The 15052-nt window shown below is 63.6% G+C and carries 15 protein-coding genes; 10 read left to right on the top strand and 5 right to left on the bottom strand.

The window, feature by feature from the left end; genetic code table 11:
• Positions 1 to 20: 20 nt before the first annotated feature.
• The 4 genes from B3873_RS06905 to B3873_RS06890 form a co-directional block, all read right to left on the bottom strand.
• On the bottom strand, positions 21 to 698 hold the full coding sequence (locus B3873_RS06905) for a DUF2848 domain-containing protein (RefSeq protein WP_134222035.1): 678 nt from the start codon (positions 696 to 698) through the stop codon (positions 21 to 23).
• 78 nt (positions 699 to 776) lie between these two features.
• On the bottom strand, positions 777 to 2090 hold the full coding sequence (locus B3873_RS06900; protein ID WP_209533268.1) for an MFS transporter: 1314 nt from the start codon (positions 2088 to 2090) through the stop codon (positions 777 to 779).
• Positions 2091 to 2393: 303 nt separating this feature from the next.
• Positions 2394 to 3329 (bottom strand): LysR family transcriptional regulator, encoded by a 936-nt coding sequence (locus B3873_RS06895; protein ID WP_039786540.1) that lies wholly within the window; start codon positions 3327 to 3329, stop codon positions 2394 to 2396.
• Between the two features lie 93 nt (positions 3330 to 3422).
• Positions 3423 to 3770, bottom strand: a complete 348-nt coding sequence (locus B3873_RS06890; RefSeq protein WP_276838880.1) for a hypothetical protein — start codon at positions 3768 to 3770, stop codon at positions 3423 to 3425.
• Between B3873_RS06890 and B3873_RS06885 the strand changes: the two genes are divergently transcribed.
• From B3873_RS06885 to B3873_RS06840, 10 genes are all read left to right on the top strand, one after another.
• Positions 3748 to 4725, top strand: coding sequence for a MurR/RpiR family transcriptional regulator (locus B3873_RS06885; RefSeq protein ID WP_034332904.1), 978 nt, complete (start codon positions 3748 to 3750; stop codon positions 4723 to 4725). The two genes, B3873_RS06890 and B3873_RS06885, sit on opposite strands and share 23 nt — an antisense overlap.
• Positions 4722 to 5708 carry an isoaspartyl peptidase/L-asparaginase family protein gene (locus B3873_RS06880; protein ID WP_286864860.1) on the top strand — a complete coding sequence of 329 codons (987 nt, stop codon included), beginning with the start codon at positions 4722 to 4724 and terminating at the stop codon, positions 5706 to 5708. Before B3873_RS06885 ends, B3873_RS06880 begins: the two co-directional genes overlap by 4 nt.
• 25 nt (positions 5709 to 5733) lie before the next feature.
• Positions 5734 to 7587 carry a dipeptide ABC transporter ATP-binding protein gene (locus B3873_RS06875; protein ID WP_121039344.1) on the top strand — a complete coding sequence of 618 codons (1854 nt, stop codon included), beginning with the start codon at positions 5734 to 5736 and terminating at the stop codon, positions 7585 to 7587.
• 135 nt (positions 7588 to 7722) lie between these two features.
• The gene (gene gsiB / locus B3873_RS06870) at positions 7723 to 9267 is read left to right on the top strand and encodes a glutathione ABC transporter substrate-binding protein GsiB (RefSeq protein WP_370516282.1); all 1545 of its coding nucleotides are present in this window, start codon (positions 7723 to 7725) and stop codon (positions 9265 to 9267) included.
• Positions 9268 to 9528: 261 nt separating this feature from the next.
• Positions 9529 to 10449, top strand: coding sequence for a glutathione ABC transporter permease GsiC (gene gsiC, locus B3873_RS06865; RefSeq protein ID WP_039786532.1), 921 nt, complete (start codon positions 9529 to 9531; stop codon positions 10447 to 10449).
• Between the two features lie 8 nt (positions 10450 to 10457).
• Positions 10458 to 11402 (top strand): glutathione ABC transporter permease GsiD, encoded by a 945-nt coding sequence (gsiD, locus tag B3873_RS06860; protein ID WP_034337513.1) that lies wholly within the window; start codon positions 10458 to 10460, stop codon positions 11400 to 11402.
• Entirely contained in the window at positions 11402 to 12442 is a 1041-nt protein-coding gene (locus B3873_RS06855; protein WP_286864853.1) for a P1 family peptidase, read from the top strand. Before gsiD ends, B3873_RS06855 begins: the two co-directional genes overlap by 1 nt.
• A gap of 25 nt (positions 12443 to 12467) precedes the next feature.
• Complete coding sequence (locus tag B3873_RS06850; protein ID WP_286864851.1) at positions 12468 to 13310, top strand: M55 family metallopeptidase; 843 nt, start codon at positions 12468 to 12470, stop codon at positions 13308 to 13310.
• Between the two features lie 91 nt (positions 13311 to 13401).
• Positions 13402 to 13869 (top strand): type II toxin-antitoxin system Xre/ParS family antitoxin, encoded by a 468-nt coding sequence (gene parS / locus B3873_RS06845; protein ID WP_286864849.1) that lies wholly within the window; start codon positions 13402 to 13404, stop codon positions 13867 to 13869.
• The gene (locus tag B3873_RS06840) at positions 13866 to 14336 is read left to right on the top strand and encodes an RES family NAD+ phosphorylase (protein ID WP_286864847.1); all 471 of its coding nucleotides are present in this window, start codon (positions 13866 to 13868) and stop codon (positions 14334 to 14336) included. The genes parS and B3873_RS06840 overlap by 4 nt, the downstream gene beginning before the upstream one ends.
• Positions 14337 to 14348: 12 nt before the next feature.
• Here the strand turns inward: B3873_RS06840 and B3873_RS06835 are convergent.
• A partial coding sequence (locus B3873_RS06835; protein ID WP_286864845.1) for a ketopantoate reductase family protein occupies positions 14349 to 15052 on the bottom strand: 704 nt, incomplete at its 5' end.

The raw sequence follows: 15052 nt of genomic DNA, 5'->3' as shown, positions 1-15052 counted from the left end.
CCTTGGGCCGCCCCGTGGAATCAGGCCACCTCGGCCAGCGACTCGGCCACGTAATGGTGGCGCAGGGCGCGTTGGCGGCGCGGGTCGAACAGTTCCATCGTGAAGGATGCCGCAGGACGGATGCCGCCGATGGCACCCACGGTGCCGCAGGTCATGCCGCAACCCTCGGGCAGGGTGGCGCCACCTTGCGTGAAGCGCGCGATCAGGTCGCCCGGCGTGCGCAGCGAGGCCAGCGTGCCTTCCTGGTAGAGCTTGGTGGCACCGTCTTCCTCGATCCAGGAGCGGATCACCAGTTCATCCCAGTACTCGGCCACGTCCGACAGCTTCCACGCGCTGCTGCCCACGGGCTTCACGCACGCTTGCTTGGAGAAGGCCACGCTGTGCGCTTCCAGCTTGCGGTCGGTGTGGTCGGAGGCAATCGAGACATACAGCTCGCCACCGCTGTTGAAGACGAAGGTCTCCACTTCACCGGACGACGCCTCGCCCAGCACCTGCACCTGCGCGGCCTGCGAGAGCTGGTTGGCCGAGACGCGATAGAACAGCGGTACCGCGCTGGGACGCGAGATGCCCAGCGCTTCCAGTTCTTCGATGTGATGCTCGATGGCCGCCATGTCGCGGCCGGCCCAGCCGGCGATGACCAGGGTATCGATGTCGGCGTGGAGGGGGGATTGGTCGGGGAGGGTAAAGGTCAGCTTCATGAGTTTCTGTTCCTACAGGGTGATTCAGGAGAGGCTGGCCGGGGAGACGGCCAGCCAGAGGGGGAGATCAGTGCATCATCAGTGCTTCTTGACGAACACCACCACCAGGAAGCTGGCGAGGAATTCGAGCGCGGCCACGAAATACAGGCCGGAGGAGAGCGACCCGGTGCTGGTCTTCAACGCACCGATCATGTAAGGGGCCACGAAGCCAGCCAGGTTGCCGATGGAGTTGATGAGGGCGATGCCGCCAGCGGCTGCCGTGCCGGCCAGGAAGGCGCCGGGAATCGACCAGAACACCGGGAAGGCCGCCAGGATGCCGATGGCCGCCAGCGTCAGCGAACACAGGGCCAGCGTGGCATTGCCCAGCGTCATGCCGGTGGCGATCAAGCCGATGCAGGCGATGAGCGTGGCGATGGCGCTGTGCAGGCGGCGCTCGCCGGTCTTGTCGGAGTGGAAGCCGTTCCACACCATCGCCAGCGTGCCGGCTACGAAGGGGATGGCCGAGATCAGGCCGATCTGCAGGTTACCCTTGACCCCGATTTCCTTGATGATGGACGGTGCCCAGAAGGCGATGGTGGCATTGCCGCTGACCACGCAGAAATACACGGCAGCACAGACCCAGACGCGGTAGTTGGTACAGGCATCCTTGAAAGAGAAATGCTTGCCCGGTGCGCTGTTCTCGGCGGCCAGCACTTGCGTGACGGCGGTTTTTTCAGCGTCGCTCAGCCACTTGGCATTGGCTGGTTTTTCCGGCAGCCAGGCCAGCACCGCGAAGCCCGCCAGGATCGACGGAATGCCCTCGATGATGAAGAGCCATTGCCAGTTGGCCAGATGGCCCACGCCTTCCATGCTGCTCATGATGAGTCCGGCAATTGGGCCGCCGACTGCACCGGCGATGGCAAACGAGGTCATGAAGAGGCCATTGACGCGGGCACGGCGCTTGGCCGGGAACCAGTAAGTCAGATACAGCACGACGCCCGGGAAGAAGCCCGCTTCAAAGATGCCCAGCAGGAAGCGCAGCACATAGAAACTGGTCGGCGTGGTGACGTAGGCCATGGCCATCGAGGCCAGACCCCAGAGGATGGTGATGCGTGCCAGCGTCTTGCGGGCACCGATCTTTTCCAGCAGCAGGTTGCTCGGTACTTCGAAGAGGAAATAGCCGATGAAGAAGATCCCGGCGCCCAGGCCATACACCGCCTCCGAGAACTGCAGGTCCTGCAGCATCTGCAGCTTGGCGAAGCCGACGTTGACGCGATCGATCCAGGCCAGCACGAACAGGAAGACCAGGAAAGGAATCAGGCGCCAGGCGATCTTGCCATAGGTCGCCTCGAGGCTGGCACTGCTGCTGGCCGGGGGCGCCGCGGTGGCCGCAGCGGATGGGGAATACGACATGGAAAACCTCCTCAAGTGTGGCCGGCGTCCGTGTGACGGCGCCGTGTTGTGTTCTGCATGGATGGGATGGGAGCGGCGGCAAGCATTGCAGGGCCGGGCATGTTCCGGTGCCAGCCCGAAGGCGCCGGTCTGAATTCAGTATGGGGATGCAGGGCGGGCGCTGTCCAACAAGAAAATCTGAACGGCCTTGATTGAAAAATCTTATGAGCAAAAGCAGGGCGCTGTTTGCTTCAGGATGGTGCTGTTCATGCGCGCCCGCACATCGGCGCGCAGGGCAGCGTGCAGGCGGGAGGACGGTCGATCTCAGCCGAGCGGGGCAGGCAGCCGCGCGATCTCCTGGCCCCAATTGAGTGCGAAGTCGGACGCCGTTTCCTGCGCGATGCGGGCCACGGTTTCGGTCAGCGGATTCTCATGGTCCGAGCGGAAGCAGGCGATCAGCGCCAGTGCCGGGAACTCGGTATCCACGCGCAGCAGGTGCAGGCTCTCTTCGTTGAGTTCGCGCTGGATGATGGCCGGTGGCACCGCCGTGATGCCGAAGCCATCCGTGGCCAGCCGGATCATGGTGGCCACCGAGGCGATGCAGTTGATGTGCAATGTGCGCTCACCCCGCTCGCTGCCCGAGAACAAGCGCTCGATGACTGCATGCGGCCCCGAATTGCGGGCGAAGCTGATGATGGGGAAGGCCGCCAGGTCCGCCAGCGACAGCGTCTCGCTGCCGATGTCGAGCTTGGGGCTGCCGACCCAGCGCATGGGGAATTCGCACAGCGCGATATTGCTGACCTGCGGGCCGATCACCGGTTCGGCCTGCAGCACCAGGTCCAGGTTGCTCTTGCTGAACTGCTCGTGCAGGTGGATGGTGGTGTCGCTGACGATCTCGATCTGCAGGCGCGGAAAGGCTTTATGCAGGCGTCCGAGAAAATCCGGAAACCAGCTATGCACGATGGATTCGATCACCCCAATGCGAATGACACCGGCAAACACCTCGCGGTCCGACATGTCGTCCTTCATCTCGCGCATGAGCTTGACCATGCGCTCGGCATACACCAGCGCCTTGCTGCCATCGGCGGTCAGCGCCACTTCGCGCGCGCTGCGGTCGAACAGGCGCACGCCGAAATCCTGTTCGAGCGAAGCGATGCGGCTGGAGACGGCGGCCTGCGTGGTGTGCAGCCGCTCGGCCGTGAGCCGGAAATTGCGCAAGCGGGCCAGCCAGACGAAGGTTTCTAGGAAGCGGATATTCATGAGCGGGCAGGGCGGAGTGAAGGGGCGTATTTTATCGCCTTCAGGTCGTGATCCAGGCTGTCATTTTTGGTGCACTGCGCAATGAATCTTCGTTCATCTGGCGCACATCTGGTGCATTTCGTGCTGGCAATCGCGTGCTTCTGGTGCGTTATAAGGATATTCGTTTTTTGAAAGTATTTTTTCTTTACTAGAAGGGAAAATGAAAATATATTTACATTTTTTCGGCGGGACTGATGCAAATGACAAGTCCTGCACGATGATAAAGACGTCCGCATCAGCGGGCGCAACAGCACAAGAACATTGCAAGAACAGTGGTGGCAGGGCTCTCTGCAAATGAAATAAATGATTTAAACGATTTATTTCTTTTGCGTTTTGTTGGCCGAGGGCGGTGAATTCAATGACGACGGGGTAGCGGGCGGTGACACAACAGCCGAAGAACATCAGTTTGCAGGGAGCGGGTGCGGTAGCGCAGGCCGTGGGCAAGCTGTATCCGCAATTGTCCAAGTCGCACCGCAAGACGGCGGACTACGTGCTGGGCAACCCCTTCCGCGCCGCCACCATGACCATCGACGAACTGTCGGAAGCCGCCGGCATTTCCGTGGCCACCGCCAACCGCTTCGCCCATGCGCTGGGCTTCGACGGCTATGCCTCCTTCCGCGCCGCGCTGGTCTCGGATTTCGCGACCACCCTGGCGCCCGTGGAAAAACTGCGCGAGCAGGTGCAGCGCACCGCCACCAGCGCCGAGATCATGGCCGCCGCCTTCGACAGCGACATCGCCAACATCGAGGCCACGCGCCGCATGCTCACGCCGGAACACTGCGAGCAGGCGGTCGACATGATCCTCTCGGCGCAGCGCATCTTCATCACCGGCTTCGGTGCCTCGGCCTATCTCTCCGGCCTGATGGCCCACACGCTGGAACCCTATGTGCGCACCGTCAGTTCGGTGGCCATGGCAGGCGGACCCTCGCAGGCGGCGCGCCAGTTCTTCAAGCTCGACAGCGATGACCTGGTGATTGCCATGGTTTTCCCGCGCTATGCGGCTGACACCGTCTGGCTCACCCAGCGTGCGGTGGAGAAGGGCGCACGCGTGATTGCACTCACCGATACCCCCGGATCGCCGCTGGTGCCGCTGGCCGATGTCGCCTTGTATGCCCAGACCGATGGCCGTCTCGCGCCCACTTCCGATGCGGCCGCACTGATCCTGATCCAGGCCCTGTGCGATGCCGTGGCACATCGCGCCCGCCGCTCGGTGCAGGCCGCCACGCAAATGGCTGAATTCGTGCTGCCCTGGCTGTACCTGGCCCAGCAGCAACAGCGCGCCGGTACCACGCCGGTCGGCAAGCCCGTGCGGGCAGCCGCCAAGCGCGCCCCAACCAAAGGAAAGACCAACGCATGACCACTCCGGTAATTGCCATCCACGGCGGCGCAGGCACCATCACGCGCGCTTCGCTTTCGGCCGAGGACGAGGCCCGCTATCACCAGGCGCTGTCCGACATCGTCGCCGCCGCCCAGGCCGTGCTCAATGCCGGCGGCTCGGCACTGGAAGCCGTCACCGAAGCCGTGCGCCTGCTGGAAGACTGCCCGCTCTTCAATGCCGGCCATGGTGCCGTCTACACCAGCGAAGGCAAGCATGAGCTGGACGCCTGTGTCATGAACGGGGCCGACCTCGCCTCCGGTGCGGTGGCCTGTGTGACCAGTCTGCGCAATCCCATCCTGGCCGCGCGCACGGTGATGGAAAAGAGCGAACACGTGCTGCTGGTCGGCCCTGCCGCCGAAGCCTTTGCAGCGCGCCACGGTGCGGTTACGGTCGAGCCCGATTACTTCCATACCGATGCCCGCCACGAACAATGGCAGCGCGTGCGCGGCCAGTCGCGCGCGATGCTGGACCACGATGCCTCCTCCTTCGCCTTCGCAGAAAAAGCCGCCGAGCCCAAGGAACCCATCGATCCGGACAACAAGTTCGGCACCGTCGGTGCCGTCGCACTGGACCAGTTCGGCAACCTCGCTGCGGCCACCTCGACCGGCGGCATCACCAACAAGCAGCCTGGCCGCGTAGGCGATTCGCCCATCATCGGCGCCGGCTGCTATGCCAACAACGCCACCGTGGCCGTGTCGGCCACCGGCACCGGCGAAGCTTTCATGCGCACCGCCGCCTGTTACGACATCGGCGCACGCATGGCCTATGCAGGGCAGTCGCTGGAAGAAGCCAGCCGCGCCGTGGTCTTCGAGACCCTGCCCAAGGTGGGCGGACGCGGTGGCGTCATCGCCATCGACCGCCACGGCAATCTGGCCTTGCCCTTCAATACCGAAGGCATGTATCGCGCCTGGGGCTGTGGCGAACTGGCCCCGGTCACCGCCATTTACGCAGCACCGGCCTGAAGCGGCCGAGCAGGAGAGAATCAAGATGCAACAGTCCCAACGCGTGCTGGATGTCCGTCAGCTCAATGTCCGCTTTGCCACCTCCGAACGGACGGTCGATGCGGTGCGCGACCTGTCCTTCCACGTCAACCAGGGCGAGACCCTGGCCATCGTCGGTGAATCGGGCTCGGGCAAGTCGGTGTCCTCGCTGGCCATCATGCGGCTGATCGAACACGGTGGCGGCAAGATCGCCAGCGGCAGCATGCAGTTCCTGCGCCGCAGCGGCCAGTCGCTGGACCTGGCGCAGGCTGACAACGCCACCATGCGCAGCATCCGGGGCGCGGAGATCGCCATGATCTTCCAGGAACCGATGACCTCGCTCAATCCGGTCTTCACCGTGGGCGAGCAGATTGCCGAATCGATCCGCCTGCACCAAGGCATGAGCCGCGCCGCCGCCCAGGCCGAGGCGCTGCGCATGCTGGAGATGGTGCGCATTCCCGAAGCCAAACGCGTGCTGGGTCGCCATCCGCACCAGCTCTCCGGCGGCATGCGCCAGCGCGTGATGATCGCCATGGCCTTGTCGTGCAAGCCCTCTCTGCTCATTGCCGACGAACCGACCACGGCCCTGGATGTGACCATTCAGGCCCAGATCCTGCAACTGATCCGTTCGCTGCAGCAGGAGATGCAGATGGGCGTGATCTTCATCACCCACGACATGGGCGTGGTGGCCGAAGTGGCCGACCGCGTGGTAGTGATGTGCCGTGGCGAGAAGGTCGAAGAGAACGAGGTCAAGCAACTCTTTGCCGCTCCTGCGCATCCCTACACCCAATCGCTGCTGGCGGCCGTGCCGCGCCTGGGCTCCATGCGCGGTACCGACAAGCCGCTGCGCTTCGGCATCGCGCCGCAGGCCGAGGTGCGCCCCGACCTGATCGCCAGCGAACTGCAGGCCCAGGCGGAGATTGCCGCGCAGCGCCAGCCCATCCTCAAGGTGCGCGACCTGACTACCCGCTTCGACGTGAAGAGCGGCATCTTCGGCCGCGTCAAGCAGCGCGTGCATGCGGTCGAGAAGGTGAGCTTCGATCTCTATTCCGGCGAGACCCTGGCCATCGTCGGCGAATCCGGTTGCGGCAAGTCCACCACCGGGCGCTCGCTGCTGCGCCTGGTCGACATCGCCGGCGGCAAGGTCGAGTTCGGCGGCCGCGACCTGGCGCAACTGCCGCGTTCGGAATTGCGCGAGCTGCGCCGCGATATCCAGTTCATCTTCCAGGATCCCTTTGCTTCGCTGGACCCGCGCATGACCGTCGGCTACTCCATCATGGAGCCGATGCTGGTGCACGGCCTGAAGGAGGGGGCGCAGGAACGCGTGGATGCGCTGCTGACCCGCGTGGGCCTGACGCCCGAGCATGGCCAGCGCTATCCGCATGAATTTTCCGGTGGCCAGCGCCAGCGCATCTGCATCGCCCGCGCCCTGGCGTTGAATCCCAAGATCGTCATTGCTGATGAATCGGTGTCGGCACTGGACGTGTCGATCCAGGCCCAGATCGTCAACCTGATGCTGGACCTGCAGGCCGAGCTGGGCATCTCCTTCATCTTCATCTCGCACGACATGGCGGTGGTGGAGCGCATCAGCCATCGGGTGGCGGTGATGTACCTGGGCCAGATCGTGGAGATCGGACCGCGCCGCGCCATCTTCGAGAATCCGCAGCACCCGTACACGCGCAAGCTGATGGCGGCCGTGCCGGTGGCCGATCCGACCCTGCGCCAGCCGGGCAAGAAACTGATGACCGATGAAATTCCCAGCCCGATCCGGCTGGTGGGCGATGAGCCCAAGGTGGAGCCGCTGCGGGAAGTGGCTCCGGGGCACTTCGTGGCCCAGCACCGTATTGCCGGCGCTTTTTGAGCGCGGGCGTGATGTTCCCCAGTCGTATCTGTAATTTGGTAAATGCAGTCAGCGCAGTAATCTCAATCAAGCTGTAACCACTCAAGCGTCACTGATCAGGAGAGACCAATGTCCGCATCCGCAAAAAACAAAGCAATGAGCGCCGCCAAATGGCTGGCCCTGGGTACCCTGGGCGCCGCCCTGCAGTTCGGCGCGGCCAATGCCTTCGCCGCCAAGACCGCTACCGTGGCCGTAGCGTCGACCTTCACCACGATGGACCCGTATGACGCCAACGATACGCTGTCGCTGTCGGTGATGAAGTCCTTCTACCAGGGCCTCTATGGCTTCGACAAGGACATGAAGCTCATCCCGGTGCTGGCCGAAGGCTACCTGGTGAGCAAGGATGGCCTGGAATACACCATTCGCTTGAAGCAAGGCGTGAAGTTCCATGACGGTACCGTCTTCAAGGCCGACGCCGTCAAGGCCGTCTTCGACCGCGTGACCAACCCGGACAACAAGTTGAAGCGCTACAACCTCTTCAACCGCATCGCCAAGACCGAAGTGCTCAACGACTACACCGTCAAGGTCGTGTTGAAGGAACCGTTCTCGGCCTTCATCAACGTGCTGGCGCACCCGTCGGCCGCGATGATCTCCCCGGCTGCGCTGAAGCAGTACGGCAACAAGGACATCGCCTTCCACCCGGTCGGTACCGGTCCCTTCAAGTTCGTGGAATGGAAGCAGACCGACTACGTGAAGGTGGCCAAGTTCGACGGTTACTGGAAGCAGGGCTACCCCAAGGTCGACGAGATCCTGTGGAAGCCGGTGGTGGACAACAACTCGCGCTCGGCCATGCTGCAGACCGGCGAAGCCCAGTTCACCTATCCGCTGCCCTACGAACAGGCTGACCTGCTCAAGGGCAAGGGCAACCTGGACGTGATCGCCGGTCCCTCCATCATCCAGCGCTACATGTCGATGAACGTCAAGCAAAAGCCGTTCGACAACCCGAAGGTGCGCGAAGCGATCAACTACGCCATCAACAAGGATGCCCTGGCCAAGGTTGCCTTCAATGGCTATGCCACCCCGATGGATGGCGTGCTGCCGCAAGGCGTGGACTACGCCTTCAAGACCGGTCCCTGGCCCTATGACGTCAAGAAGGCCAAGGCCCTGCTGGCCGAAGCCGGCTATCCGAACGGCTTCGAGACCGAACTGTGGTCGGCCTACACCCACACCACCGCCATGAAGGTGATCCAGTTCCTGCAGCAGCAACTGGCGCAAGTGGGCATCAAGACCAAGATCCAGGCCCTGGAAGCCGGTCAGCGCGTGGAACGTGTGGAAAGCTGGCAAGATCCGGCCACCGCACCGATCCGCCTGTTCTACGTCGGCTGGTCGTCCTCCACCGGTGAAGCCGACTGGGGCCTGCGTCCGCTGCTGGCTTCGGAATCCTTCCCGCCGCGTCTGTTCAACACCGCTTACTACAAGAGCGACAAGGTCGATGCCGACATCGCCAAGGCCCTGACCGTCTCCGACCGCAAGGAAAAGGAAGCGCTGTACAAGGACGCCCAGCAGGAAGTCTGGAAGGATGCACCGTGGGCCTTCCTGGTCACCGAAAAACTGCTGTATGCCCGTGCCAAGAACCTCAAGGGCATCTACATCATGCCGGACCAGGCTTACGAATTTGAGAACATCGAGTTCACCAAGTAAGCAGGCGCTGTGTGGTCGGCCCTTGCGGGCCGATGCAAAAATGCAGTGCCGTGAGGCCGCGTCATGCAGTTTTGCAGCACTGGGCAGGTTCTCTGCATCGTCGTAACGAGCAGAAAAGAGCGGCAATGAAGCGGGGAGGGTGGCTGGCCATCCTCCCCCACAGATTCACGATGCGTTGCCATGCAAGCCGGCAGCGCAGGGAGCGACTCCACCGCAGGGTGTGGACACACCAGCGACGGGCAGCCTTATTCAGAGAGTCCCATGTTTTCCTATGTCATCAAACGCCTGTTAGGCCTCATTCCCACGCTGTTGCTGGTGGCGGTGCTGGTTTTCCTGTTCGTGCACTTGTTGCCGGGCGACCCGGCACGCCTGGCCGCCGGTCCCGAAGCCGATGAAAAGACGGTCGCCCTGGTGCGCGCCGACCTCGGCCTGGACAAGCCGCTGCCGGAGCAGTTCGTCAACTTCTTCATCAATGCCGCCCACGGCGATTTCGGCCGTTCCATCCGCAGCAAGCGCCCGGTCTCCGAAGAGATCGCCGCGCGCTTTTGGCCCACGCTGTGGCTGACCATCGTGGCCATGATCTGGGCCGTGCTGTTCGGTCTCATCATCGGCATCTCCTCTGCCGTGTGGCGCAACAAGTGGCCGGATCGCCTGGGCATGACGCTGGCGGTCTCCGGCATTTCCTTCCCGGCGTTTTCGCTGGGCATCCTGCTCATGCAGGTCTTCTCGGTCGAACTGGGCTGGCTGCCCACGGTCGGCGACGAGACCTGGCGCCACTACATCCTGCCTTCGCTGACGCTGGGCGCGGCGGTGGCCGCCGTGATGGCGCGCTTCACCCGTTCTTCCTTCATCGAAATCCTGCAAGAGGACTTCGTGCGGACCGCCCGCGCCAAGGGCCTGACCGAGACCGTGGTGGTCATCAAGCACTGCCTGCGCAATGCGCTGATCCCGGTGGTGACGATGATGGGCCTGCAGTTCGGCTTCCTGCTGGGTGGCTCTATCCTGGTCGAGGTGGTGTTCAACTGGCCGGGCATGGGACGCCTGCTGGTCGATGCCGTCGAGATGCGTGACTACCCCATCATCCAGGCCGAGATCCTGCTGTTCTCGCTGGAATTCATTTTCATCAACCTGGTGGTGGACGTGCTTTATGCCGTGATCAACCCCAGCATTCGTTTCAAGTGAGGGGAATCATGTCGCTCTCCAATTCGCCTCTGGCCACTACCTCCGAAACCGGCGCGCCCTTGCCGCCGCCTGATCCGGCCGCCGTCGCCGCCTCCGGCCAGAAGATCCGCACCCCCTGGCGCGAATTCTGGCGCAAGTTCAAGAAGCAGCGCCTGGCCGTCTATGCGGGCGTGTTCATCCTGCTGCTGATTCTGATCGCCATCCTGGCGCCCTGGATCGTGCCGTTCGACGCCGAGAATTTCTTCGACTACGACGCCCTCAATTCGCCGCCGACCTGGACCCACTGGTTCGGCGTCGATTCGCTGGGCCGCGACATCTTCAGCCGCATCCTGATGGGGGCACGCATCTCGCTGGCCTCGGGCTTCTTCTCGGTGGCCATCGGTGCCGTGATCGGTACCGTCTTCGGCCTGCTGGCCGGCTACTATGAAGGCTGGTGGGACCGCATCGTCATGCGCATCTGCGACGTGCTGTTCGCCTTCCCCGGCATCCTGCTGGCCATCGGCATCGTCGCCATCCTGGGTGGCGGCATGATCAACGTCATCATCTCGGTGTCGGTGTTCAGCATCCCGGCCTTTGCGCGCCTGGTACGCGGCAATACGCTGCAGCTCAAGAACCTGACCTACATCGAGGCCACCCGCAGCATTGGTGCGTCCGACACCACCATCATGTGGAAGCACATCTTCCCCGGCACCATCTCGGCCATCGTGGTGTATTTCACCATGCGTATCGGCACCTCCATCATCACGGCGGCCGGCCTGTCCTTCCTCGGCCTGGGCGCGCAATCGCCCACACCCGAGTGGGGCCTGATGCTGAACGAAGCCCGCGCCGACATGGTCACCTCGCCGCACGTGGCGCTGGTGCCCAGCATCGCGATCTTCCTGACCGTGCTGGCCTTCAACCTGCTGGGCGACGGCTTGCGCGACGCGCTCGATCCCAAGATCGACCAGCGCTGATGATGAACCTGCAGGTGCCGCCGCAGGTGCCACATATCGGCCGCTTGCCCGCCGGTGCGCGCAACAGCATCACCGATGTCGAGGGTGTGCGCGTCGGTCATTGCACCCTCGATGCCGGTGCAGTGCAGACCGGGGTGACCGTGATTGCGCCGCATGGCGGCAATCTCTTCACCCACAAGCTGCCGGCAGCGGCGGCCGTCATCAATGGCTTTGGCAAGAGTGCGGGGCTGGTGCAGCTGGAAGAACTGGGTTTGCTGGAAACGCCCATCGCGCTCTCCAACACCTTTGCCGTGGGGACGCTGCTCAATGCACAGATCGCTCACACGGTGCGCGGCAATCCGGAATGCGGGCGCAGCCTGCCCACGGTCAACGGGCTGGTGCTGGAATGCAATGACGGCTATCTCAACGACTTGCAGGCCATGGCCGTGCAGCCGGCGCATTTTGAGGCAGCGATGGCGGCCTTGTCGGTGGAGGTTCCGCAAGGTGCGGTCGGGGCAGGGCGGGGCATGTCCAGCTTCGGCCTGAAGGGCGGTATCGGTACCGCTTCGCGCGTGGCTGCCTTGGATTCGTCGGGGCAGTCCTATACCGTCGGAGCGCTGGTGCTCTCCAACTTCGGGCGACTGCCCGAACTGATCCTGGCGGGCGATCCGCTGGGCGCGCGACTGGCTGCCAGCGAGACACCCGATACGGCTCCCGAGAAGGGCTCCATCATCATGATCCTGGCCACCGATGCGCCGCTGGATGCGCGGCAGTTGAAACGCCTGGCCACGCGTGCCGGGGCCGGACTGGCGCGCACCGGATCGGCCTACGGCCATGGCAGCGGCGATATTGCGCTGGCCTTCTCCACGGCCCAGACCATCGAGGCCGAGGCCGATTGCCTGCACCTGGCGCTGCTGGCCGATCATCTGCTGGACCCGCTGTTCCATGCGGCCGCTGATTGCGTCGAACAAGCCATCGTGCATGCGCTGTTTGCGGCCGAGTCCGTGCGCGGACGTGATGGCCATGTACGTATGAGCCTGCGCGAGCGCCTGGCTTCCTGAATTGCTTCCCCTGAAAGACCGCCTCATGAACAAGCGTGCCAACATCCTGGTTTCTGTCGACATCGAAGGCGTGGCCGGGGTCTTCCATACCGAGCAGACCCGCGCCGGCAACGGCGAATATGAACGCGCCCGGCGCTGGATGACCGAAGAGGCCAATGCCGTCATCCGTGGCGCACTGGCGGCGGGTGCAACAGCCATCAAGGTCAACGATTCGCATGGCGGCTTCCGCAACCTGCTGCCGGACCTGCTGCACCCCGAGGCGCGCATGGTGCTGGGCAAGCCGCGCGTGCTGGGCATGATGGGCGGCGTGGATCACGATATCGATGCGGTCATGCTGGTGGGTTACCACTCGCGCGCACAAGGGCGCGGCATCCTGGCGCACACCACCAACAGCTTTGCCTTCGCCCGCGTGTGGCTGGGCGGGCAGGAACTGGGCGAGGCCGGGTTGTATGGCGCACTGGCGGCCGAACATGGCGTGCCGGTGATCTTCGGCAGCGGCGACGATGCCTTCATCGAAGAGAATCAGCCGTTGTTCCCGCATGCGATCTTTGCCGAGACCAAGAAGGCCTATGGTGCCAACAGCGGCGATTCGCTCACGCCCCAGCAGTCCTACGTGCTGCTCGAAGAACGCGCCCGCCAGGCGGTCACCGCGCTGGTGGCCAACCCGGCAGCCATGCCGGTACTGCCCCTGCGCGGCCCGCTGCGTTGCCGCCTGCAGGCGCAGACGGTGGCGCTGACTGACCTCTTCAGCCAGTTGCCGATTCTTGAACGTACCGACAACGTCACCGTCGAATTCGATGCGCCCACGGCGGAATATGCTGTGCGGGTGCTCAACAGTTTGTCGGCGATGTCGGCCATGTTGCGCTGATCGCAGGAAACTCTCATTTGATGGGAGATTGACGCTCATTTGGGAAGCTTCTAAGATGAGAGTCTGCATCTGACCAAATGAGAGGTTCAACATGGCAACACGTGCCACGGTCGAGTCCGCAGCCAGCAAGCGCTCCCCCGGATTGGGTGCCAAACCGCGCGACTTCGAACGGTTTGCCCGCATGGACCCGATCAGCCAGGGCCGCACCATCCGCGATGGCATGGATGCCATCATTGCCGAGCGCGTCGCCAAGGAACTGTTGCAGATTCCCTTGCAGACCTTGCTGTCCGGATTGGGCCTGCCCAGTTCCACCATCCTGCGCAAGATTTCCCGCAAGGAACGGCTCTCCGGTTCCGAGTCCGACCGCATCGCCCGCGTGCTCTACATCCGCGAACAGGCGGCCGATGTGTTCGAGGATGAGGATCTGGCGGCGCAGTGGATGCGTCGCGGCAATGCGGCGCTGGGGGGATTGACCCCGCTGGAAGTGCTCGATACCCAGCCGGGTTATGACCGGGTGCGCGACATCCTGGCGCGCATCGCCTTCGGGGTGGCCGCTTGAAGGTATACCGGCTGGCCAAGGACAAGCCGGGGCATTATGCGGCCGATGACTTGTCCGGCAATGGCGCAGCACTCAGCGGCGGCCGCTGGAATCCGCGCGGCTTGCGCGTGCTCTACACCTGCTGCAGCGCTTCGACGGCCTTGCTGGAGTCGCTGGTGCACATGGCCGGGCTGATGCCGCGCGCCAACTACTTCCTCATCGTGCTGGAGATACCTGACACCGACGTGCGCAAGGCCTATGTGCCTGGCCTGCCGCCTGACTGGTCCGACATCGCGCGCGATCCGGCCAGCACCGCCGCCATCGGCCAGCACTGGATCGAACAGGGCAAGCAACTGGTGATGAAAGTGCCATCGGTGGTGAGCCCGACCGATTTCAATCTCTTGCTCAATCCGCTGCATGCGCAGATGGCCAGCGTCAGGGTGCTGGAAAAGAAGCTGTTCCGCTTTGACGCCCGGCTCTTCGGTTGAACTGTTTTACGTTCAGCGCGCCTTGCTCTCGATCAGCTTGACCAGCGCATGCACGGTCAGGTTGACCGGCGTTGCAATGCCATGCGCCTGTCCCCGCCGCACGATGTAGCCGTTGAGGTGATCGATTTCGCTGGGCTTGCGGCGCGCCACATCCTGCGCGGTGGAAGAGAATTGCGTGGGCATGGTCTCGATGATCTTGCGGATGGCCACATCCACATCCCCGGCCAGGGTCACGCCCTCGGCGGCGGCCACGGCCTTGCATTCGCTCACCAGGTAACCCATCACTTCCAGCACGCCCACGCCTTCGACCAGCTTGCCGTAGGGCAGCTGGGTGACGGCGGAAAGCGCGTTGTAGGCGCAGTTGATGATGAGTTTCAACCACAGGGCGCCGCGCACGTTCTCGGAAATCTCGGTCGGCACGCCTGCCGCAATCAGGGCTTCGGCCGCCTGCTGACTGCGTGCGGCCGGTTCGATCACCAGCTCGCCACGGCCGTGGTGCTTGACGTGGCCGGGTCCGGCCATCTCGGTGGCCACGTAGACTACCGCCGCCGAGACCGGTTGCGGGATCACCGTGCGCAGGCGCTCGGCATTGTCGGTGCCGTTCTGCAGGGTCAGCACCAGCGTATCGGGGGCGAGGTACGGACGTAGTTGCGCGCCAGCGGTTTCGGTATCGGGGGATTTGACGCAGAAGAGCACCAGGTCGGCACCCGCCACAA

Origin of the sequence: Herbaspirillum sp. UBA812 (assembly GCF_002296545.1) — a bacterium.
GTDB classification, from domain to species: domain Bacteria; phylum Pseudomonadota; class Gammaproteobacteria; order Burkholderiales; family Burkholderiaceae_D; genus Herbaspirillum; species Herbaspirillum huttiense.
Note: the sequence above shows the minus strand (reverse complement) of the source record. Positions and strands in the feature narration are given on the sequence as shown.